Here is a 19,653-nt window from a genome sequence, read left to right as displayed (position 1 = left end):
CGATAGACGAAGCATGCAAGAAAAGACGGGCACCATTAACACAACAGCCTTCAGAATTTGCGGCTGCGCCGCCAGGCTCCGGGCGTGTCGCCCACGGCGCCACTAAACGCGCGGGTGAAATGGCTTTGGTCGGCGAAGCCACAGTAATGAGCTATTTCATCTATCGGCAACGCCGAATTCAGCAGCAAGCTTTTGGCACGCTCGATTCGCTGGGCAAAGAGCCAGCGCATGGGTGTCAGTCCTGTCGTCGCCTTAAAAGCGCGAGCGAAATGAGCTCGTGAAAGGCCGCAATTGCGCGCTAGTTCCTCAAGTCCAATCTTGCCGTCCATGTTTGCCAGCAGCATGTCCTTGGCGCGGCGTTCCTGCCACGCTGCAAGCGCTGACCTGCGCGGCGTCGGCCAGGCAGCCGCCTCCCCATGCCTGGCTGCCAAATGCGTGACCATCGCGAGGCTAACATGATCAATGAAAAGCCGGTTGATTGCTGGCCCCTGATGGAGGGCGGGTAGGAGGCATTCTCCGAGATGCCAGATCACGGGATCATCGATCGGATCTCCAAACGAGGCACGCAATGTAATCGGCCGCCGTGTTTCGTTCTCCTCGGCGATGAGGTCCAAGGAGGCGCGCGGCACGTAGAAGGCCAAGCAATCGACAGCGGCGCGCACGATCGACTGGTGTTCTTGATGGAGATCGAGCAGAAGGAATTGCCCGCGATCAAGAGGTTTCATATCGACAGGCTTTCCGTCGATCCAATAGGGATTGGCCGGGATTGCCCGCCTCTGAAGAAAAACGAGAAACGCGTCTTCCCTCCCGATCCGCGTGGCCGCCTCGCTGTCGCGTTCCTCCCAGGCGAGATGAGTTGTCATGAAATCAGCTGTCTGCAGCAATCGAGCTTCGATCGTCGGCGGGGACTTAACGCCGACCGAGTCTCCAAGTTTGTCGCCATAGGCGCCTGACATGACCTACCGCCAATAGTTGGATGGATGCCCTCGCCGCTAACAGAGGCACGGCATACCGCTCTTGTCCAGCGCTCCCCCGTCGGAACAACGACGGTGTCCGCACATAGCTCAGAGTGTAGCCGCACCTTCAGACGCAAGAAAGCTGCCCGTGGCCGTGTCACAGCCTGAAGCTGGCGAGAGCAACACCTTGCGTCTATGAGACTGGGCGCCCGGACGGGCTGCTGTTCCTGTGAGGTTGCCCATGCTCCCGCTTCACGGGCGCAGCTTTCGCCGGCCGGAGGTTGCCGCGATCCTTGGCGTGACCGATCCCGTCGTGGCGCATCTCGAGCGCATCGCTCTCGACCCCGGGGCTGACGGCAAGAGATGCCGCCTGCCTGGCGAGGCGGAGAAAGAAGCCGAGAGGCATGCCGAACGACGGCCCCAAAACGCTATTCTCTGAGCGAGATCGAGCCGGAAGCCACGCACGCTCTGTGACCTGTGTCATGTGACGCGGCTTCCCTGCGCTCGGAAGTGACGGAGTGCCGCGAGGCTTTTCCATATCTTACAAGGTGGAAAAACCCACGCCCCCTCCGTGCGGAGAGCCACGTCCCGAACGGAACGGGAACACGTGGGCCGGAAATCAGGTACGGTTGTGTACGAGGATGAGAACATCAGAGGCACAAAAGTGTCTAGGCAAAGTGTCTAGAAAACGGTTGAGAGCTGCGTCGCTCTACAGCCATTCTCTATAAGAAATTAATTCAATTGAATAAATTTGGTAGCGGAGGAGGGACTCGAACCCCCGACACGCGGATTATGATGCAACTATAAGTACTTATTCTTCAACGGCTTGATATAGACGTGTTGCACGCGTGTTGCATCAGCCGATCAACTTGCTTTCAACATTCTGGAGTACCGCGCGATCCTCGTCCAGGGTTGAGATCGCATAAGCGTATATTTGCATCGTCGTCGAGATATTGGCGTGCCCTAGCATTCTCTGCAATGCTTTCACGTCCATTCCCTCGCGCGCCAGGAGCGCTGCCGCGGAATGGCGGAGCGCGTGCAGCCCAAATTTGCCCTTCGCGACCTTGATCGGGTTCCCGTCCTTGTCCTCTCCGTCGACATATCGAACGACACGCGCGAGGACCTGTACGGGGCCTATCACGCGATTCGTCCAGTTGGCCAAGCTCTCTACCTTGCCCGCGCCGGTCGGGAAAACGAGATCGTCGTCCTTCTTGAAGGTGCTCCGCATCTTGTGCTCACGGAGCAAGGCGACAACCCCCGGCGTCAACGGGATGTCCCGAATTGCGGCAGCGGTCTTGGGAGCCCCTATAGCGTTGTATCGGTCGGCACGCTGGCGAATGTGCATCGCTCCGGCCTTCAGATCCACATCTTGCCAGCGAAGGCCGCGCAGCTCCGAAGCTCGGGCGCCGCTGAATAGGGCCGTGAAGATGAGGGCCCTGTGCGCCTCTGGAGCCACCTTGAGAATCGCTTTCAGCTCCGCTTGCGTCGGCCACTGCTTGGCTTCCTGGCCGCGTCGGGTTGAAGAGAGCTTCACCTCGCGCACGGGATTATAAGCGATCAACCCGCGCCGGGCGGCTTCGCTCACAATTGCTCCCAAGCTCGCGAGGATCTTCTTTTGCAGGGCAAGCGATCGGCCTTCGCGGAGGTTGTCGGCAAAGGAGTGCACCCCGGGGATTGTGAGCTTCGCGAGCTTGGTGCCACCGATCAGCGGCTTTATGTGAAGGTCAACGTGCTGCCGGTATTGTGCGGTTGTGGATGCCTCCAGGCCTTTCCGTTCGGCACGCTCAAGCCAGAGATCAGCTACCTCGCTGATCGTCAGGGAATCGCTTTCCGCGACGTGTAGCCCGAGTTGTACCTCCCGCTTTGCCTTCGTGAGCCAGGCGTCGGCGTCCTTTCGGCGATCGAACTGCTTCGCTCGCCTCTTGCCGCCAACGTCTCGGTAGTCTGCCAGCCAGCGGATTTCACCGCTGGGCAGGGTTCGCTTTCGGATTGTTGCCATCGTACCCCCTTGAAAAATATTGATGTGATGAGGGAGAAAGCAGGGTATCTAGATTTTATCGGGAACGATAGCAGAAAAAGCGCTTGACGTTCATCTGCGATGATTGCATATAAAAAGGACCGAAGCGATGGCACTCCTAACCGAACTTGTGAAGGCGATCGCAACGGTTGAGGGAATTGAAGAATCGTTCGTAACTGGCGTGGCCCGCTACCTTCGGGAGGCAGGGCTTATTAGCCAGGCTGGGCGCGGGCGTGGCGCGGCTAAGATGACCTATGCTGATGCCACGGCTTTACTTATTGGGGTGAATGCAACCTCAATGGCTAAGGATGCAGAGAATGTGGTTTCTGCATTTCGATCGCTTACTCGCACTTCCGAGAGTAATATTAAATCGGGCAATATCAGTATCAGCTCTTCCATCCCATTAAACGCGTCTTTTAGCAGTGCTCTTGAGCGTTTACTGATGATGGCGACGCCAAAGGCCGGCGATCCATTCCATTTTAATGAGCTTCAGCAGCAAATGAACAGCTCTTCTGAATGGCAAGGTGTGCCTACTTATGATGAAGTTGTCGAAATCACAGACAGGACATCGCTCATTGAAGTGGAATTCGAGCGACCTATAGCTAAGGCGTCGATTTGGCACTTGGCACGGGAAAGCGGCCATAGCGATCTCAATGAATATCGGCGTGGTTACGTCGTGAAGGATAAGCTTATTTTTGAATGTGCACGAAGCGACATTCAATTACACCGATCTGACCGCAGAGATACGTCATCATTTACGAACAAGACTATCTTTGCTGTCGTAGCAGCCCTGCTGAAATAAGCCATAGGTGAAGTAATGGAACATGACACACCGCGCCGCGATGGTGCGAACGGCGGAGCTTTGCCCGCGCTGAGCGATGACCTGCTCAACGGTGCCAAGGCAATCGCACAATTCATGTACGGGGAAGCGACGATCACGGCACAGAGGCGTGTCTATCACGCGGCTGAACACCTTGGAATGCCGACGTTTCGTATCGGAAAGACGATCTGCTCACGCCGCTCGACAATCCTCCGGTGGATCGAAGAGCAAGAACGCCGGTCGTCGGCGGCATGAGGCTCATGTGGCCGATGATCCGTCCTCGACGGCCTCTTTCACGAGCTGGAAGCTCGATATCCTGAACGGAATGGCATGCGATGACCGGATCACGGCCGTTCAATTCCGTATAGCATTCCGGGTAATGCAGGCCATCAACTCCGAAACCCGCATCGGGATCATCGGAGACGATACGATCCGGGATGAAGTTCCGGGGTGCAAGAGCCGCTTCACCTGCAACGAGACCCGCAAGCAATTGTCGCTTCTCGGCTGGTGGACCGTAGAGCCAGGACGCGGCGGAAAAGCCTCCCGATACCGCTTCAGCGATGCGCCGATAAACGCCATCCTGGACCGTCTTATAGAGGCACGCGACAAACGAATGGAGGGGCGTAAGGCTCGTCGACTGGCCCCCCAGATGAGAAAAGACGCGGTCCCATTACCACGTCCCAAGCGATCAGTAGACGTGGTTGTAGAACCACGTCCTAACAGAAGAGACGTGGTCCTAGAACCACGTAAGCCGAGGGGGGATGTGGTTGTAGAACCACCTTGCAACGTGGTCCTAGAACCACGTGTACACCTTATAGGTACACCTTCACTTTCAGAGCTACCAGTGGAGAATAGAGCTATGGCGCACGCACGCGCGAGGACGATTACGCCACTCCCTCCTCAAGGCAACGACGCGGGCCAGCAGCTCGCGCTTCTCGCAGGAGATGGCAGCTTCAATCGTGGCATGGACCTTTGCATGAAGCTCACGAGCTTCCGGGCCTGGCGACAGCGACTGGCTGAGCAAGGGCTGACTGAGGATGAGGTTTCCGAATTCCTGCAGGAGATCGAGAGGGCGGCTTGATGGCGAACGTCCATACATTTCGAAAGTCGGATGTCCCGGGTAATGACGAGGCGATCAACCGGCAGGATATCGTCAGGAGCCTCCATGACGCTCTGAATGGAGCACTGCGAGGGATCGATCAAATACCGATCTTTATGCGCGAAGCGTTCAAGCACCGCGTCTGGGAATGTGACCGGATCTTCGCAGGCGGCACGAAGCAGCCACCTATCAGCTTCCATGAGTTCGTCCACCTTCCATATCCTGTTGGCCTCGAAAGCACCTATGACACCGTCCGCCGCTTCCTCGTGACCGACGCTGCAACGCTGGCGTTGTGGGATAAGGCCGTGGCTGGGGTGCGGAAGCAAGGTGCCCGGACCGACCTCGTTGACAATGTACACGATGTCTCAACATCGCGCCCTGCCGGCAACTCCTCCCAATCCGCCATCCGCCGCCTCCGCAAAGCTTCCGAGTCCGGCGATGCCAAAGCGGTGGACCTTCTCGCCAAGGTCGAAGCTGGCGATGTGAAGCCAAACCGCGCTGCTATCGAGATGGGATGGCGGTCGAAGACAATCACCGTCGTCGATGACGCTGAGAAGATCCTGGACGAAGCGATCAAGCGGATCGGCCGTGTTGGCTGCATTGAGAAAATCGCCACTGGCATGACCACTGCCGAGCGTGATGTTATTGGCGAGACACTCACCGTTAAGCTGGTCGAAGATCTCAAGAAAAAGCTGAAAGCGGCAAATGATGCGGTCGAGAAAGCCCGCGACAAGAGAAGTAAGATCGAAGGTGATCTCGCGGTCACTCAGCGGATGTTGGCAGATGCCCGCGAGGATCGCGATAGATTTAGGAACGATCTTTCGGAGGCTCAGAGCAAAATCGCTTACCTAGAGCGCCTTCACCACGCCGGCCGGTAGTGGCGCTGTGGCAGTTCTTTCCGTGCCTCAGGGGCCTTCGGAGGCCTCCCACGTTTTGGGCGTGCTCTCAAGTTCTCCGGCGCTGAGAGCGTGCGAAGGTCGAGAAATTCCCCGTAACGGCTCACGAATTGCCTGACGCCTTCGGGGTCCCATGCGAGCTTGCCCATGGTCTTGATGGGCGCCGGTATGAGCCCGCGCTTCACAGCCAGGCGAAGCGACGCAGCGCACATCCCCGTTGCGATAGTGACGCGCCAAGTTGGCCAAACGACCGCTGTGGATAATTCATCGCTCTTTGCAGATGGTAGCATGTTTTCGCAATTCATCGCAGGTGGTATCAAATAATCGACAAGCGTAAATCAGGTGATGTCGGGCATATTTGCTTGACGAATGGAAAGATGGTACCGGATTTATTCAGCGAATCAGGCTGGATTTAATTTCAGTGAAATGGTTTTGGCAGAAAAATAGACCGAACGAGCAGCGATCGCTTGCGACGCCGTCTCCTTTGCTGCTCGAAATATTCGGCTCCAAGCCGACCGCCGCAGGAGTGTCCGTCTCTGCCACGACAGCCTTGCGCAGCCCGACCACGCTCGCGGCCTGCCGTGCTATTTCTGAATCGGTCGGATCTCTGCCATTTCACCTATTCCGTCGCGGCAACAGCGGAGCCCGAGAGCGAGACACGGATCATCCTGCTGCCGCGCTTCTGGCTGGCGATTGGTGCCCGTGGGCCGGCGGCGTTGAGACGCGCACCGCGCTCCAGCTCGACGGGCTTCTCCATGGCGCAGGCTATGCGCTTGTCATCCGCGTGAATGGACAGCCACGCGAGCTTCACCGGCTCATCCCTACCAGCGTGACCCGAGACACCACAGGGCCGGAGCCGCGCTTCCGCGTGCAGGACGGCAGCGTAGAGAAAATCTACCGTTGGCAGGATATCCTCTACCTGCCGACCCCTGGCAGCGCCGATGGCCGGCTCGTTTGCCTGATCGATCTCTGTCGCGAGGCCATCGCGCTTGATCTGGTGATGGCGGAACACCAAGCGCGCATCTTTGCGAACGGTGGCAGGCCGTCAGGTATTCTGAGCTTGCCCGGCAGTCTCGCCGGGGCTGCTGTTGAGCGCATTAGAAAGTCCTGGAAAAAGGCCTTCGGCGGGGAGCGTAGCGGCGACACAGCGGTTCTAGAGGCTGGGATCGACTTTAAGCCGCTCACATTCAGCAGCGTCGATCTCCAGTTCATTGATCTGCGCCGGCTAGCCGTTCAAGAGATCGCCCGCGCCTTCAAGGTGCCGGGCACCCTGATTGGCGATCTCGACCGCGCGACCTGGCGCAACGTCGAAGAGCTGATGCGCCAGTACATTCAGACCTGCCTGATGCCTTGGACAGAGATTTGGCAGTCGGCCTTGGAGCGCGCGCTTCTGACGCAGGAAGAACGCAGCGAGCTCTTCGTCGAGGCCGTCTTTGACGACATGTTGCGCGGCGACCTTGCAGCCCGCTTTACGGCCTATCGGCAGGCCAGCGGCGGGAGCTGGCTGACGCCGAACGAAATTCGCAGCTTCGACAATCGCCCGCCTATCGCTGGCGGCGATGAACTGATCCGGCAAGCCGGACAGGGCGGCGCGACCGAGCCGGAAGGAGCCGCAGCATGACACGCGAAACCCCTGACTTGTTAGCATCGGAGGTTCGCTTCGCTGTCGACGAGGCCGCGGGCACGCTTGAAGGCTATGCGGTCGTGTGGGACGATCATGTTCCGACTTTCAACGAAACCGTGCGGCGGGGTGCCTTCAGTCGCTCCCTTGTCGAGCACGGCCGGGCCGGCACCCGGCCGGTCATGTTGTGGGCGCACAATCCCCGCGAAATCGTCGGCGTGTGGACATCGGTCTCCGAAGACGAACGCGGCCTGAAGGTCGTGGGCCGGCTGATCACCGAGACGAGCCGCGGCGCGGAGGCGCGGGCCCTGCTGCTGGCTGGCGGTCTGTCCGGCCTCTCGATCGGCTTCTCTGTCCGCAAGGCTGAGCGCGACACACGAGGCGTCCGCGTCATCACGGATGCGGACCTCGCAGAGATCTCCCTCGTTGCTTTCCCCGCCTCGCCACGAGCGCGGGTCGTGTCCGTGCGAAGCGCGGGCGCAGCGGCCTTGACCGAGGCGGCCCGCCGCGCCGCACTTTCCATCAGGGGAACGACACGATGAAGCATATGCTTCCTCTTGAACTGCGATCGGCTGATCCGATCGAAACGCGCAACGAAGGCGGCGATGACATCGCTGCTGCCGTCCAGGCTGTCGATGAGCTCCGGTCCGCTGTCGACCAGCACCGGACCACCACGGACCAGCGCATCACGACCGAGTTGCGCAGCATCACCGAGCGGCTGGACGCGATCGACCTGCGCACCCAGCGCCCGGGCGGTGGCACCGCGACGACGGACGCCGCGGCCGCAGAGGTCCGGGAGGCCTTCGGAACCTATATCCGCCTTGGCAACCAGACCCCTGCCGAGGAGCTGCGCGCGCTCACTGTTTCGTCAGATCCGCAGGCCGGCTATCTGGCGCCGCCGGAGACGGTGAACGAGTTCATCCGTGACCTCGTGGAGTTCTCACCGATCCGTTCTGTGGCCTCGGTGCGCACCACCTCAGCACCCTCAGTCCGATATCCGCGCCGCGCCTCGATCACGTCAGCCCAATGGGAAGACGAATTGGAGGAGAGCGAGGAATCGACGGTCGGCTTCGGCATGCTGGAAGTGCCGGCCCACAAGCTCACAACCCACATTGATATCTCGAATGAGTTGCTGAGCGATAGCGCAGGGCAGGCTGAAGCGGAAGTGCGCCTCGCCCTTGCGGAGGATTTCGGCAGGGCGGAAGCACAGGCCTACGTCAACGGCAGCGGCTCCAAGCAGCCCGAAGGCCTGATGACGAATGCTGAGATCCAGCACACGGTGAACGGCAGCGCGACGGCAGTCAGCCCGGACAAGCTGATTGAACCGCTCTACGCGCTTCCGCCCTCCTATCGTAATGCACCTGGCGCCCGATGGGCGATGAACGGCAATACGCTTGCGGCTGTTCGCCAGCTTAGGGACGGCGCCGGCCTTTACCTCTGGCAGCCGAGTTACCAGGCGGGCCAGCCCGAAATGCTGCTCGGCAAGCCGGTGCTCGAAATGGTCGACCTGCCCGACATTGGCGCCGGCAAGTTTCCGATCATCTTTGGCGACTTCAGCGCGTACCGCATCATCGACCGGCTGAGCCTGTCGGTTCTGTCGGACCCCTACACGCAAGCGCGCCGGGGCGTCACGCGCATCCATGCGACGCGGCGCACGGGAGGCCGCGTGCTCCAGGCGGCGCGCTTCCGCAAGCTCAAGACGGCCACGAGCTGAGCCCCAGCACAGAAAGGACACCACGACAATGATGCGCGATCTTGCATCGAATATCGCTGTGCGGCCGGTCATCGTGCCAGCAGCCAACGCCGACCTCGGCAGCACGCCGTTGGTCGGAACCGTCATCGATGGGCTGGGCTTCAATAGCCTGGTCTACGCCATCGTCCTCGGCACTCTGTCGGACGCTGACGCCAGCTATACCGTCGCGATCGAAGAATCAGACGCCGCCGGCACCGGCTTCACGGCGGTTGACGACAAGTATTTGACCGGGACCGAGGCGGTGGCCGGCTTCGACTTCACCGACGATGGCGAAACCCGGAAGCTCGGATACCGAGGTTCCAAGCGCTACACGCGCCTCACCATCACGCCGACCGGCGCCGACAGCGGCAACAGCCCGATTGCGGCCATTGCGATCCTCGGCAACCCTGCTGTCGCTCCTGTCACCTGATCAGCCTGCGCTCCCATGAGGGCGGGCCGGGGCGTCCAATAACGATAGGCGGGATCGGCGCGCGGGCAAAGTTCTTGAGCCGTCAATCTCACCATCCCCGGCAATTGATTTCAGTGGTGGAGCCATGAAGCGCACGCCGAAAATCTGTTCATGCGGCCGTCTCCTCGCACCTGGCGCGGTGTGCCAGTGCCGGGCCGCGCGGAAGCGTGACGCGGATGCACGGCGGCCGAATGCGCGGCAGCGCGGCTATGACGGCGAATGGCAGGCGGTGCGCGCTCTGTTCCTTGCTGCTCATCCCATGTGCTGCCAGCCCGGCTGCACGGCGCGGGCGACCGAGGTTGATCACGTCATCAGCGTGCGGCAGCGACCTGACTTGAGGCTTTCATGGTCGAACCTGAGGCCGTTCTGCAAGCCGCATCATTCCGCTCGCACTGCCCGTGAGCAAGCTTTCGGGCGAGGAACACGATAATGGCCATTGCCCTTTCCAGCCTCCGGGTTTCAGCTGATCTGGACGCCAGCGGCTATGCCCGCGGGATGAAAGAGAAGACCGACGCTGATGCGGCGGGCGTGCGATCCTCCCAGCAAGTTGGGCAGGCCCTGGCGCAGCAAGACGCAGCATTGGGCAAGGCCGACAAGACTGTTTCCAGCCTCAGCCGCCAGTACATCGAGGGCTATTCCAAAGCCTCGCAGATGGAAAAGGCGATCAAGCAGCTCGGTTCCGCGCTGGATCGCGGGGCAATATCGGGCGAACGTGCTGAAGCGACCTATGCAGGCATCACCCGGAAATATGGCACGATGGCCAACGCGGCGGCGATCGCGTCCCGTGGTCATACTCAGCTCGCCAGCGTCGTCACCACGGTGAATGCGCGCCTCGCTGTGCAGGCAGGATCTGCCGATGCGGCATCGGCGGCCCTGTCGCGGTCGGCTGAGCGCACGCGGGCCGCAGCCGCGGCAAACGACAACATCGGCCGGAGCTTCAATCAGGTATTGATGGCTGCTCAGGCTGCGGTGCCCGGGCTCGATCGCTTCAGCATGGGCCTATCCGGCATTGGCGGGCTTGTCGGTGGTGTGGCGGCAGTTGCCGGGGCGGTTGCGGTCGCCGGTGGCGCAATTGCTGCCGCTGGTGACCAGTACACGCGATACGGCAACCTGTTGCAGGCGGCGGGCGTATCTGCTCAGCAGCTTGGCGACCGCCAACAGATGCTCGTCGACCTGGCGCTGAACACCCGCACCGCGCTCGAGCCGACCGTGACCTTGTATGCCGGCCTGTCGCGCTCGACCCAGGAGCTCGGCAAGACGCAGCAGGACGTTGCGCGCGCTACCGAGACAATCAACAAGGCCTTCAAGCTTGGCGGCGTGTCGGCGGAATCAGCGGCGGGCGCAATCCTCCAGCTTAACCAGGCGATGGCGGCCGGCGCCTTGCGCGGTGATGAGCTGAACAGCGTGCTTGAAGGTGCGCCACCGCTCGCCCGGCTGATCGCCAAGGAATTCGGCGTCGGCATTGGCGAGTTGAAGAAGCTCGGGGAGGAAGGCCGTCTCTCCGCTTCCCGCGTCTTCGACGCGATTGTGAAGGGCTCCGATGACATTGACAGCGCCTTCCGTGGCAGCAAGGTCACGATGAAGGATGCTGCCACCAATGGTGTTACCGCCTTCACCGAACTTGGCGCGGCGCTCGACCAGGTGCTTGGCATCTCGGCAAGCGTGGCGGGCGCCCTGTCCGCGATAGCCAATGAAGTCCATCGGATTGCGGCAGGCGTCAGGGCGATGCCTGGCGATATTGAGCTGAAGAAAATCCAGGGGCTTCTCAACCAGGCGAAGGAATCACAATCGCCGGCCGGCCGTGTCACGCAGGGCCTCGCGGCAGCGGGCGGCCTCTGGGGTGCTGATCTCTCAGGTGCGCAGGCCGCGGCTGAAGCTGATCGCCTTATTCAGCAACGTATTCGCGGCATGCTTGGCGTGCTTCCGGAGGTGAAGGATTTCCGCAGGGAGCTTGAGGAGCTGCCGACTAAGACCATCGATGCTATAGCCCGCCCGACTGAAGGCCTCGACGACATCAGCCGGAATATCGACCGCACCTTTGCTCCGATCAAGAAGCTTGCCGATGCCAATCGGGAGCTTGAGAAGACCAGTCAGGATGCTGTCCGCAACGGGTTGCGGCCGTTCGATCGGGCTGTATCGGATGCCCAAAAGAGCCTTGAGGCCCGCAAGAAGACGGCCGATGAGATGCGGGCCGCGGGCGTCGCTGAGGCTGACGTCAATATTTACCTAGCCAAGAGCCAGAAAACCTACGCTCAAGAGGTGGCGAACGCCACGGCGGCGGCAGCCAAGAGCGGATCGGCCCGTTCGGCCGCCAATCGTACAACCTCGGATTCCTACGACCGGCTTCTTGATCGGCTGCATAAGAGCAATGCCGATATGCAGATCGAGCTTGCGACGATCGGCGCTAGCACCGAAGAGGTGCTGAAGCTCAAGACCGCCCGAGAATTGGAGCGGGAGGCGATTGCCAGCAAGCGGCCCCTCACGGCGGACATGCTTCGCCAGATCGATGAAGAGGCCGGCCGTTATGCCCGGCTGAAGACTGAGATTGACGAAACCCGCCGCGCTCAGGACGCGCTCAACGATGCGCAGAATGCTCTCGGTGAGATGGGCGTGGACATTCTCAAGAGCCTCACTCAGGGCGCCGGCTCATTCGCCGAAGCCTTGGGCCGCGCCAGTTCCTCGCTTCAGGACATGCTGATCAACGCTGCCTTTATCGGTCAAGGCCCGCTCGCTGGCCTCTTTGGCATGCAGGCGAACCAGCAGGGGCAGACGGGCGGCGTCTTCGGCATGCTGATGGGCAATGACATCAAGGCCTTCCGCTCGGCTGTCTCCGACGGGACCCGGGCCGGACTGAAGGGCTTTGCCAATGATGCGGCGTCGAGCGGCGACGGCAGCAATCCTGCCTTCTCACTGTTCGGCATGTCCGGCAAGCAGCTCCTGCAAGGTGTGGTCGGCGTCGCTGCAATAGCTAGTTCGTACAGCATGGGACAACAGGCCGGCTCACCCATGATGGGAGCGGCCTCCGGCGCCTTGTCCGGTGGCCTGGGCGGCGCCTCACTCGCAACCGCGATCTTGGGCGCGAGCGCAATGGCGGGGCCGGTTGGATGGGCGATCGCCGGCGCGGCAGCGCTCATTGGAGGCGGTGCCGGTGCCTATGGCGGCCCAACTCAAAGAAAGAAGGATCGAGACCATGTCCGCGCTCAATATCGTCGTGAGTACGCAGCGCGCCTGGCTGCTTAGCGACTCCTCCATATACGATGCTGAAGGCGTCCTCACCAGATTCGACCGGAAGGCCATTCCCATTGAGAGTTGGAATGGTGTGGTTTCTTCGCGCGGTCATATATGGGGCATCGTCGCTGCCTTTGTTGTAGCTGAGCGTTTTCCGTCCTTCGATGCCTTCATTGCGCAGAGCGCGCCGCTCATCGAGCGGGAGCACCGCGCCGCCGTGCAGCGCGGCGAGTTACATGGGCAGACGATCATTAGCATCAGGGCCCTTGGATGGAGCGAACAAGTCGACAGGCCGCGCTCGTATACCCTGACATCGCCAAGCCCGCTCAGCGAAGACCCTTCCTATGTGTGGATTGATGACCTCGACGGCGACGTGAGCGGATATGTCTTTGGCCCGGGCCTGTCGTTGGCTGATGACTGGCGCCTCCATCGCGAGGGGCTGGAGCCGGGTAAAGACTGGCAGCCCGAAATCTTCGATCCGGTCCGGCACGGCATCCCGTTGATGGAAGCCCAGCGGCGCCAGCTCACGGCCCCTCGCGTCTTCCCGCGCCCCTTCCATTGCGTCGGCGGTGAGATCTGGTGTTCGACCGTTACGCGCGAGGGCGTGGAGCAAGAGGTCATCCACGAATGGCCTGACGAAGTCGGATTGCCGATTGAGCCCGAGGCCGACACCAAGGCCGCCCGCCTTCCTATCGTCGCACCGTCCTTCGTCAAGCGGAAGGATGAGGCGCTCTGGATCGAGCAATATCGACGCGGTGAGATCGGGCCGGACCTCTTGCCGCCCCGCCCCGCTGCCGCCCCGCTCAACCGCCAGCAGCGCCGCGCATTGGCGAGGGCCGGCCGATGAGCAGCGCCGCGCTTCGTCTGATCCGGGCCGCCGGCCGTGAGCATGGCCGGCAGGTTGCCGTCTTCGTCATGCGCCATTGCATTGCCGAGCGCCCGCCTAAAGAGTGGGATGTTCACCTCAAGGCGTTCTGGGAGGTGCACACCTGCATCGAGATGCCCAAGAAGGTGGCTGCGCTGAAGGAGCTCGGCGCCACCGACGATGAAACGCAGGCCTTCTGCGATGCCTCCTTCCGCGCTCTCACGAACACCATCGACAAGACGGCTGCCATGCTTGCCGAGGTCAATGTCAAGGCCAAGGCGGGGGGAGGTCAGAAACTTTGCGAAGGGGGGCAGGGACCGGCGGGGGGCTCTCGCGTGGGACACCCGGATGATTTTCCCTCGGCAGGATAAGGAAAAAATGAAGGCCATGGACGGGCTCACGTTGCTCACGCCGCCATCTGGCGAGGTCGTCGGCATCGACGAAATCAAGGCTCACCTCGACATCAAGAACGATGCGCGGGCGGATTTACTCGCCTCGCTCGCCAAAGCGGCGACCGCGAGCCTCGACGGTATCGGCGGCCTTCTCGGTCGCGCGTTGCTGCCCCAGCGGTGGCGGCTCGACCTCGATTGCTTCCCCTGTGAGATCATTTTGCCGCTGCCGCCGATCAAGGCGGTGGAAAGCGTCAGCTATGTGCCGCCCTCGGGCGGTATCAACGCCACCCTGCCGACAAGCGAATATCAGGTGATCGGCAGCGACAAGGCGCGGATTATTCCCGCCTTTGGCCATCAATGGCCGGCAACGCGATGTTATCCCGCATCGGTGTCCGTCACCTTTGAGTGCGGCTACGCCGATGCCGCGGCCGTGCCGGAGCCTATCCGCGAGGCGATCCTGCTCATGGTGGGGCAGCTCTACCTGCTTGCCGACAAGAGCGCGGACATGCGGAGCAGTGAAATCGACGGCGTGGGAAAGTGGGAATATTTGGATCCGCGTACGGTATCGAACATGTCGCGGGACATCGTGAATTCCCTTCTCATGCCCTATCGGCAGATGGCTTTCTGAGGGGCGGGGATGGCGAAGGTTGTCGCGTTGAGAGGCCGCAAGCGGAAGGGGCCGCCGCCACCGGCCTGGCTTACCGATGAGGTCGCGCGCACCGAGTGGCTGAAGCTCGCGGCGGGCCTCGCTGAGCGGGGCATTCTCACCGACGTGACGGAAACGACCTTCGCGGAATATTGCAGCACGGTCGCACTGATCCGGCGCATGGATGAGGCTTTGCAGAGCGAGCCGCTCATGATCACGGGCCGGGATGGCATTCCCAAGCCGCATCCGCTGATCGGCGGGCGCAACAAGGCTTCCGCTCAAATGCTCCAGCTTGGCAAGCGGCTCGGCATCATCGGCAATGGCGATGCCAGCCCGCCAAAGGCCGGCAAGGGCGATCCCTATAGCTCACTGGGGATCGAATGATGACGGCGCCGGCATGGGTATTCGACGATAGCCCGATTCCTGACCCTGACGGCAGGGCTGCGCGCGTGCTCACCTTCTCTGAGCTTCTGCGGCACCCGAAATCGGAGGCCGCGGGGCAGCGGCTGGTGCTCACGCGCTGGCAGCGGCGTATCTTGAGCCGGATCTATGGTCCGTCCGATGACGCGGGCCGGCGCCAGGTGCGCACCGTGTTCCTGATGCTGCCGCGCGGCAACCGCAAGACCTCGCTCGCCAGCGTGATCGCCCTGGCGCATACTATTGGTCCGGAGCAGGTGCCGGCCGGGCAGGTTATTTCGGCCGCCTCCGATCGGTCGCAGGCCCGCATTGCCTTCGACGAGGCCAAGGAATCGGTGCTTCTCGACGAGCGCATTCATAAAGCCTGCCGCGTCCGCGACACGAAAAGCCGGATCGAGCACCCGAAATCCCGATCGGTCTATCAGGCCATCAGCGCGGACGGCGATGCGCAGCACGGCAAGACGCCAACCGTGGTGCTCGCGGACGAGGTGCATGTGTGGAAGGGCTATGAGCTCTGGAGCGCCCTGAAAACCGGCCTCTCGAAGGTGCCCGGCAGCCTTCTCATCGTCACCACGACCATGGGACCCGAGGAGGGCGTCAACCCGCTGTTCGATGAGCTCTACGCCTATGCGTTGAAAGTCGCGGCCGGTGAGATCGATGATCCATCCTTCCTCCCGATTCTCTTCTCGGCTCCCGATCATCTCGCTTGGGATGACGAAGAGGGCTGGCGCCTTGCCAATCCCGGCCTAGTCGAAGGCGATTTCCCCGACCTGCCATCCCTGCATGACGAGGTGCGCCTTGCTCGTGAGATCCCGCGCATGCGGATCGAATTCGAGCGGCTCCACCTCAACCGGCGGCCGAAGACGAGCGCCACGGGCGGCTTGATCGATATGGCGGTGTTCGATGAATGCCGCGAGGCGATCGATCCCGCCGACCTGGAGGGCGAAGCTTGTTGGATCGGGCTCGACATGAGCCGGACCTACGACCTCACCGCCATCGTCGTCTGCTTCCGCCGCGGGGAAGACTTCCTCATCCTGCCGTTTCCGATCCTGCCGGAAACAGCGTTGCGCAAGCGCCAGGCTGAAACCAGCCTGCCTATGCGCCAATGGGAGAGAGACCAGCATCTCACCGTGCTACCCGGCGATATCATCGGGGATGACGCGATCGAGGCGAAGCTTCGCGAGCTGAATGCGCTCTACGACGTGCAAAGCATCGCCTATGATCCGAAATTCGCGGTGCGCCTGGCCTCCCGGCTCGCTGAGGATGACCTTCCCATGGTGGAGTTTCCCCAGCTTCGCAGCTTGCTGGGACCGGCCTATGCCATCCTGCAACGCCTCTTCATCGCCCGCCGCATTCGCCATGACGGCTCCCCCGTTCTCCGCTGGAACATACAGAGCGCCCATGTCGATATCTCGGACGGCACCTCGCTGCCCTTCATCCGCAAGACCAAAAGCAAGGGTTCGGTTGACCTCATCGTGGCGGCGGCCATGGCCGTGTCGCAGGCTGAGGCGGGCGAGAGCAACGCCTTGCGCATCTATGAGACTGAGCGCCCGGACGGGCTGCTATTCCTATGAGGTCGCCCATGCTCCCGCTTCACGAGCGCAGCTTTCGCCGGCCGGAGGTTGCCGCAATCCTTGGCGTGACTGAGCCCGTGGTCGGGCATCTCGTGCGTATTGCTCTCGATCCTGGCGAGGGGCAAGGCCGCTATCGTCGCTATAGCTTCCGGGAGCTCGTGCAACTGGCGGTGACGCGGGCTCTATCCCGCTCGGAGATCTCGCCAGCCGGCGCCGGCAAGGCCGTTATCGAGACGATCGCGGCCATCATCAGCATTCACCACCTCGAGCAAGGCCAAGCCCTGCGCCTCTATGACCTCAGCCGGCCGCTTTGGGTGGCGCTTGCCATGGGCCGCGATGGTGACGCGGAGGTGATCCATATCGATGCCAGCCGCTCGCTCGACGCATTCGATGAGCTGCCGACCGTCAGCGTTCTTCTCGACGTGGCCCGCCTCGGGCGTTGGCTTGCGGAGAGGATCGCGCTGATGGACGAGCGCAGGGCCGCGTGAGGCACGGAACGCAATTCTACGTTCCGTGTGCGATATCAAGGGCTTGCCCGTGAGCGCAATTTTGCGCCGTTCGAAATCAATGACTTGCAGCCACCCTTTGACGCGGCTCATACCGTTTTGTCGTTCCGGATGAAGTTGACGCCGGCTTTCCCGAAGGTTGAGTGATTTTCTTCGCCACCTTCATGAGCGGACCGCTCACGCGCATGGAATGCCCGGACACGGCGCCTTGCGCGTACACTTCCACCAACACGTTCGCATCACGAACGATTTTAGCCTTAACGACTCGGACAAGGCTAAAATCAAGATCGTGGCGATACATCCAGTGAGCGACCTCAGCCCAATCCCAAAGCGGGCTCTCCGTCGTGACGCGTGCAACTGGGGGAGGAAAGTTAGACCCCCGCTTGCCCGTGGTGTAATGAGAAACAGCGCTTCGCGTGAGGCTCGCGCGACTAGCAATTTCTGATGTACTTACTAAGTTGTCGGGCTCAATGCGTTCCGCTCGCGCGCCTGCTTTCATTACATCCCTTATTGCCGTGATCACGGCAGAAATAAATGTCTTAGCTTCTCTCGAAAAATCGAGAACAATAGCCCCTTTTTGAATTGATATAGTCGCGTCACCGCAGCCAGCCTCATAAAAGCGGTCCTCGAAATCCGCTGCTTCCGGATCGAGGCCAGAGGCGATGATAGTGAATTCATGCGTTTGCATCGTCCCCCTCCTCATGGTCACATTTATCAACGGTGCGTTTAATGGCCTTAGCGTGATTGAATGGGTTCGTTGGCGTCGAATAGACAGAAATCCGGCATCCCTCTCTTGTGGCGTGTGCACAGAAAAGCCTACCCCAACAGTGATTTTCGCCTTTTACGAACCGCCATCCTTTGCCCTCGGCATAAGCAACAGCTTCCTCAACGTGCTTGTCAGGATGTCGTGGCCGTTTCGCCATGTTATAACCGATGCCCCCCGGTGTGTAAACATATGTCAACACGTAGCACGCTGCATAAATGGTCGCAGCGTGCGATCCCTCACCCGTCGTTCTCCGCGCTCAGCTCGTCCGGCTTCAGGCCTTCCGCCGAATGCGCGATGCGCTGCCGCGCGGCGGCGAGCTGGAGATGATAATCAGCTGCCAATGGGGCGCTTAGCGTCGTTTCCAGATCGCACACCATAGCCGAGAGAACACGGCGTTCAGCGTCACCTGCCACATGGCTGAGCTCTCGCCTATCTAAAACCTGGCTGAGAAATTCAAAGAGAACCAACGCCTCATCCGATGTCAGTGCTAGGTGCACGGATGGCCCAGGCTGATCTCCATTGGTCATGCGTCGCTCCTCAGCCTCACCCCTGGCCCGCCTGTCGATGTCTCCCCGTCAGCGAGGAAGACGACGCCAGCGGCCTCAAGGGCATGGCGAATAGCGTCAACGGTGCGCTCTTTGAGTTCCTCGCCCGCTTCCAAACGGGTGATGGTGTTCGTGCTGACCTTCGCGAGGTCGGCTAGCTCTCGAACGCCTAGACCAAGGCCGGCGCGTGCCATCTTGCATTGAGCTGGTGTCATTTCGCTACCTTATCATATTTTCGACTTTACGTAGCGAAAATATGCGTTATCATTAACACACAGTAGCGAAATCAATTCACAGAAGCAATCTCAATGCCGAACCGTACCGTTCCGGCAGCCGCCCGAGGCTTGCCCAAATTCCTGATGCCCGAAGAAACGCCAGCGGAGGCCATGGAGGCTGACGGGGCGAAATATGCCACCGGTCTAGCAGGGCAACGAAAGAAGCCGCGCGGCATGCCTGACGACAGCCGCAAACGGTATGCCGTGAGCTCGGTGGATCTGGAGGCCACGCTTTGCGACCTGTGTCACGTGACACGACTCGTTGAGATGCTGACGATCGAGCGTGAGCGCTTCGAAGGGGACGCTCAGAACGAAGCTGCCATCATCTGGAGCGCGCTCCAGGCCAACGGGCTGGCCCGTAAGGCCTTGGTGCTGTTCTCCCAGCTCCGGGAGGCGCGGCCATGACGAGCGAGCCCAAATATGACGGCCCCGGCTATTATGAGATTGCCCAATGGGGGAGCCCAAGCTTCATCGCCTATGTCCGACCCTGTGTGTACAGGCGGGCGGGCTATCCCGATGAACCCGGGCTGGAGCTATTCGCGAGCGAAGGCCAGGAGGCGGGGCTTCAACTGCCGAGGAGGACGGTCGAGCGGGGCGTCGTCAGAAAGTTGGGGCGATGAGGCGCCCCATTTCGGCTGCCTTTCTCCCAAGAACGCATAGCGAACAAATGTCGCCTTTCGTGTTGCACCGGTGTTGCGTGGAGGAGCGGACACCCCTCCGTAACGTATTGAAAAATATGGTAGTGCGTTGCAGGAGCCTGCAACACGCTTTTTCGGCCTTTCAGGCAATGAAAAACCCGCCAAACCATTGATTTGGCGGGTGAATTGGT

At 61.0% G+C, this 19,653-nt stretch carries 22 protein-coding genes; 17 read left to right on the top strand and 5 right to left on the bottom strand.

Going from position 1 to position 19,653, the window contains the following annotated elements:
• Positions 1-50: 50 nt before the first annotated feature.
• Complete coding sequence (locus tag KF719_RS17610) at positions 51-956, bottom strand: AraC family transcriptional regulator (protein ID WP_213333429.1); 906 nt, start codon at positions 954-956, stop codon at positions 51-53.
• A gap of 856 nt (positions 957-1,812) precedes the next feature.
• The gene (locus tag KF719_RS17605; RefSeq protein WP_213333532.1) at positions 1,813-2,955 is read right to left on the bottom strand and encodes a site-specific integrase; all 1,143 of its coding nucleotides are present in this window, start codon (positions 2,953-2,955) and stop codon (positions 1,813-1,815) included.
• 127 nt (positions 2,956-3,082) lie between these two features.
• Here KF719_RS17605 and KF719_RS17600 point away from each other — a divergent pair, with 127 nt between their 5' ends.
• The 16 genes from KF719_RS17600 (at position 3,083) to KF719_RS17525 (ending at position 17,220) form a co-directional block, all read left to right on the top strand.
• Complete coding sequence (locus KF719_RS17600; protein WP_213333533.1) at positions 3,083-3,775, top strand: hypothetical protein; 693 nt, start codon at positions 3,083-3,085, stop codon at positions 3,773-3,775.
• A gap of 15 nt (positions 3,776-3,790) precedes the next feature.
• Complete coding sequence (locus KF719_RS17595) at positions 3,791-4,048, top strand: DNA-binding protein (protein WP_213333534.1); 258 nt, start codon at positions 3,791-3,793, stop codon at positions 4,046-4,048.
• A 604-nt stretch (positions 4,049-4,652) separates the two neighbouring features.
• Positions 4,653-4,874 (top strand): hypothetical protein, encoded by a 222-nt coding sequence (locus tag KF719_RS17590; protein WP_213333535.1) that lies wholly within the window; start codon positions 4,653-4,655, stop codon positions 4,872-4,874.
• On the top strand, positions 4,874-5,770 hold the full coding sequence (locus KF719_RS17585; RefSeq protein WP_213333536.1) for a hypothetical protein: 897 nt from the start codon (positions 4,874-4,876) through the stop codon (positions 5,768-5,770). The genes KF719_RS17590 and KF719_RS17585 overlap by 1 nt, the downstream gene beginning before the upstream one ends.
• 376 nt (positions 5,771-6,146) lie before the next feature.
• Positions 6,147-7,409 (top strand): phage portal protein, encoded by a 1,263-nt coding sequence (locus KF719_RS17580; RefSeq protein WP_293510713.1) that lies wholly within the window; start codon positions 6,147-6,149, stop codon positions 7,407-7,409.
• Complete coding sequence (locus KF719_RS17575; protein WP_213333538.1) at positions 7,406-7,951, top strand: HK97 family phage prohead protease; 546 nt, start codon at positions 7,406-7,408, stop codon at positions 7,949-7,951. The genes KF719_RS17580 and KF719_RS17575 overlap by 4 nt, the downstream gene beginning before the upstream one ends.
• Positions 7,948-9,123: a phage major capsid protein gene (locus KF719_RS17570; protein WP_213333539.1), complete on the top strand. Its 1,176-nt coding sequence runs from the start codon at positions 7,948-7,950 to the stop codon at positions 9,121-9,123. The genes KF719_RS17575 and KF719_RS17570 overlap by 4 nt, the downstream gene beginning before the upstream one ends.
• A gap of 28 nt (positions 9,124-9,151) precedes the next feature.
• Complete coding sequence (locus KF719_RS17565; RefSeq protein ID WP_213333540.1) at positions 9,152-9,571, top strand: hypothetical protein; 420 nt, start codon at positions 9,152-9,154, stop codon at positions 9,569-9,571.
• 124 nt (positions 9,572-9,695) lie between these two features.
• Complete coding sequence (locus KF719_RS18165; protein WP_213333541.1) at positions 9,696-10,040, top strand: HNH endonuclease signature motif containing protein; 345 nt, start codon at positions 9,696-9,698, stop codon at positions 10,038-10,040.
• The gene (locus KF719_RS17555; RefSeq protein WP_213333542.1) at positions 10,040-12,850 is read left to right on the top strand and encodes a tape measure protein; all 2,811 of its coding nucleotides are present in this window, start codon (positions 10,040-10,042) and stop codon (positions 12,848-12,850) included. Before KF719_RS18165 ends, KF719_RS17555 begins: the two co-directional genes overlap by 1 nt.
• A complete protein-coding gene (locus tag KF719_RS17550) occupies positions 12,801-13,685 on the top strand; it encodes a hypothetical protein (RefSeq protein ID WP_249731078.1) in 885 nt (294 codons plus the stop codon). Before KF719_RS17555 ends, KF719_RS17550 begins: the two co-directional genes overlap by 50 nt.
• Positions 13,682-14,074: a hypothetical protein gene (locus KF719_RS17545; protein WP_213333543.1), complete on the top strand. Its 393-nt coding sequence runs from the start codon at positions 13,682-13,684 to the stop codon at positions 14,072-14,074. Before KF719_RS17550 ends, KF719_RS17545 begins: the two co-directional genes overlap by 4 nt.
• 7 nt (positions 14,075-14,081) lie before the next feature.
• Positions 14,082-14,723 (top strand): phage head-tail connector protein, encoded by a 642-nt coding sequence (locus KF719_RS17540; protein WP_213333544.1) that lies wholly within the window; start codon positions 14,082-14,084, stop codon positions 14,721-14,723.
• 9 nt (positions 14,724-14,732) lie between these two features.
• Complete coding sequence (locus KF719_RS17535; RefSeq protein ID WP_213333545.1) at positions 14,733-15,125, top strand: phage terminase small subunit P27 family; 393 nt, start codon at positions 14,733-14,735, stop codon at positions 15,123-15,125.
• The gene (locus KF719_RS17530; protein WP_293510710.1) at positions 15,122-16,732 is read left to right on the top strand and encodes a terminase TerL endonuclease subunit; all 1,611 of its coding nucleotides are present in this window, start codon (positions 15,122-15,124) and stop codon (positions 16,730-16,732) included. The genes KF719_RS17535 and KF719_RS17530 overlap by 4 nt, the downstream gene beginning before the upstream one ends.
• An 8-nt stretch (positions 16,733-16,740) precedes the next feature.
• Positions 16,741-17,220, top strand: a complete 480-nt coding sequence (locus tag KF719_RS17525) for a hypothetical protein (protein ID WP_213333547.1) — start codon at positions 16,741-16,743, stop codon at positions 17,218-17,220.
• A gap of 76 nt (positions 17,221-17,296) precedes the next feature.
• Here KF719_RS17525 and KF719_RS17520 read toward each other — a convergent pair whose 3' ends face one another.
• The 3 genes from KF719_RS17520 to KF719_RS17505 all read right to left on the bottom strand — a co-directional run bounded on the left by KF719_RS17520 (position 17,297) and on the right by KF719_RS17505 (position 18,764).
• Positions 17,297-17,926, bottom strand: coding sequence for a hypothetical protein (locus tag KF719_RS17520; protein WP_213333548.1), 630 nt, complete (start codon positions 17,924-17,926; stop codon positions 17,297-17,299).
• Positions 17,927-18,240: 314 nt separating this feature from the next.
• Positions 18,241-18,531: a hypothetical protein gene (locus KF719_RS17510; RefSeq protein ID WP_213333549.1), complete on the bottom strand. Its 291-nt coding sequence runs from the start codon at positions 18,529-18,531 to the stop codon at positions 18,241-18,243.
• Positions 18,528-18,764 (bottom strand): helix-turn-helix domain-containing protein, encoded by a 237-nt coding sequence (locus tag KF719_RS17505; protein WP_213333550.1) that lies wholly within the window; start codon positions 18,762-18,764, stop codon positions 18,528-18,530. The genes KF719_RS17510 and KF719_RS17505 overlap by 4 nt, the downstream gene beginning before the upstream one ends.
• Before the next feature lie 93 nt (positions 18,765-18,857).
• On the opposite strand from KF719_RS17505, the gene KF719_RS17500 reads away from it, so the two are divergent.
• Positions 18,858-19,229, top strand: coding sequence for a hypothetical protein (locus KF719_RS17500; RefSeq protein ID WP_213333551.1), 372 nt, complete (start codon positions 18,858-18,860; stop codon positions 19,227-19,229).
• The last annotated feature ends 424 nt before the right edge of the window (positions 19,230-19,653 follow it).

This window comes from Parvibaculum sp. (assembly GCF_019635935.1).
GTDB lineage: Bacteria > Pseudomonadota > Alphaproteobacteria > Parvibaculales > Parvibaculaceae > Parvibaculum.
Note: the sequence above shows the minus strand (reverse complement) of the source record. Positions and strands in the feature narration are given on the sequence as shown.

Bases quoted from the DNA above. Each gene is read 5' to 3' on its own strand.
- KF719_RS17610 (WP_213333429.1), bottom strand. From the start codon at position 956: ATGTCAGGCGCCTATGGCGACAAACTTGGAGACTCGGTCGGCGTTAAG.
- KF719_RS17605 (WP_213333532.1), bottom strand. From the start codon at position 2,955: ATGGCAACAATCCGAAAGCGAACCCTGCCCAGCGGTGAAATCCGCTGG.
- KF719_RS17600 (WP_213333533.1), top strand. From the start codon at position 3,083: ATGGCACTCCTAACCGAACTTGTGAAGGCGATCGCAACGGTTGAGGGA.
- KF719_RS17595 (WP_213333534.1), top strand. From the start codon at position 3,791: ATGGAACATGACACACCGCGCCGCGATGGTGCGAACGGCGGAGCTTTG.
- KF719_RS17590 (WP_213333535.1), top strand. From the start codon at position 4,653: ATGGCGCACGCACGCGCGAGGACGATTACGCCACTCCCTCCTCAAGGC.
- KF719_RS17585 (WP_213333536.1), top strand. From the start codon at position 4,874: ATGGCGAACGTCCATACATTTCGAAAGTCGGATGTCCCGGGTAATGAC.
- KF719_RS17575 (WP_213333538.1), top strand. From the start codon at position 7,406: ATGACACGCGAAACCCCTGACTTGTTAGCATCGGAGGTTCGCTTCGCT.
- KF719_RS17570 (WP_213333539.1), top strand. From the start codon at position 7,948: ATGAAGCATATGCTTCCTCTTGAACTGCGATCGGCTGATCCGATCGAA.
- KF719_RS17565 (WP_213333540.1), top strand. From the start codon at position 9,152: ATGATGCGCGATCTTGCATCGAATATCGCTGTGCGGCCGGTCATCGTG.
- KF719_RS18165 (WP_213333541.1), top strand. From the start codon at position 9,696: ATGAAGCGCACGCCGAAAATCTGTTCATGCGGCCGTCTCCTCGCACCT.
- KF719_RS17555 (WP_213333542.1), top strand. From the start codon at position 10,040: ATGGCCATTGCCCTTTCCAGCCTCCGGGTTTCAGCTGATCTGGACGCC.
- KF719_RS17550 (WP_249731078.1), top strand. From the start codon at position 12,801: ATGTCCGCGCTCAATATCGTCGTGAGTACGCAGCGCGCCTGGCTGCTT.
- KF719_RS17545 (WP_213333543.1), top strand. From the start codon at position 13,682: ATGAGCAGCGCCGCGCTTCGTCTGATCCGGGCCGCCGGCCGTGAGCAT.
- KF719_RS17540 (WP_213333544.1), top strand. From the start codon at position 14,082: ATGAAGGCCATGGACGGGCTCACGTTGCTCACGCCGCCATCTGGCGAG.
- KF719_RS17535 (WP_213333545.1), top strand. From the start codon at position 14,733: ATGGCGAAGGTTGTCGCGTTGAGAGGCCGCAAGCGGAAGGGGCCGCCG.
- KF719_RS17530 (WP_293510710.1), top strand. From the start codon at position 15,122: ATGATGACGGCGCCGGCATGGGTATTCGACGATAGCCCGATTCCTGAC.
- KF719_RS17525 (WP_213333547.1), top strand. From the start codon at position 16,741: ATGCTCCCGCTTCACGAGCGCAGCTTTCGCCGGCCGGAGGTTGCCGCA.
- KF719_RS17520 (WP_213333548.1), bottom strand. From the start codon at position 17,926: ATGCAAACGCATGAATTCACTATCATCGCCTCTGGCCTCGATCCGGAA.
- KF719_RS17510 (WP_213333549.1), bottom strand. From the start codon at position 18,531: ATGACCAATGGAGATCAGCCTGGGCCATCCGTGCACCTAGCACTGACA.
- KF719_RS17505 (WP_213333550.1), bottom strand. From the start codon at position 18,764: ATGACACCAGCTCAATGCAAGATGGCACGCGCCGGCCTTGGTCTAGGC.
- KF719_RS17500 (WP_213333551.1), top strand. From the start codon at position 18,858: ATGCCGAACCGTACCGTTCCGGCAGCCGCCCGAGGCTTGCCCAAATTC.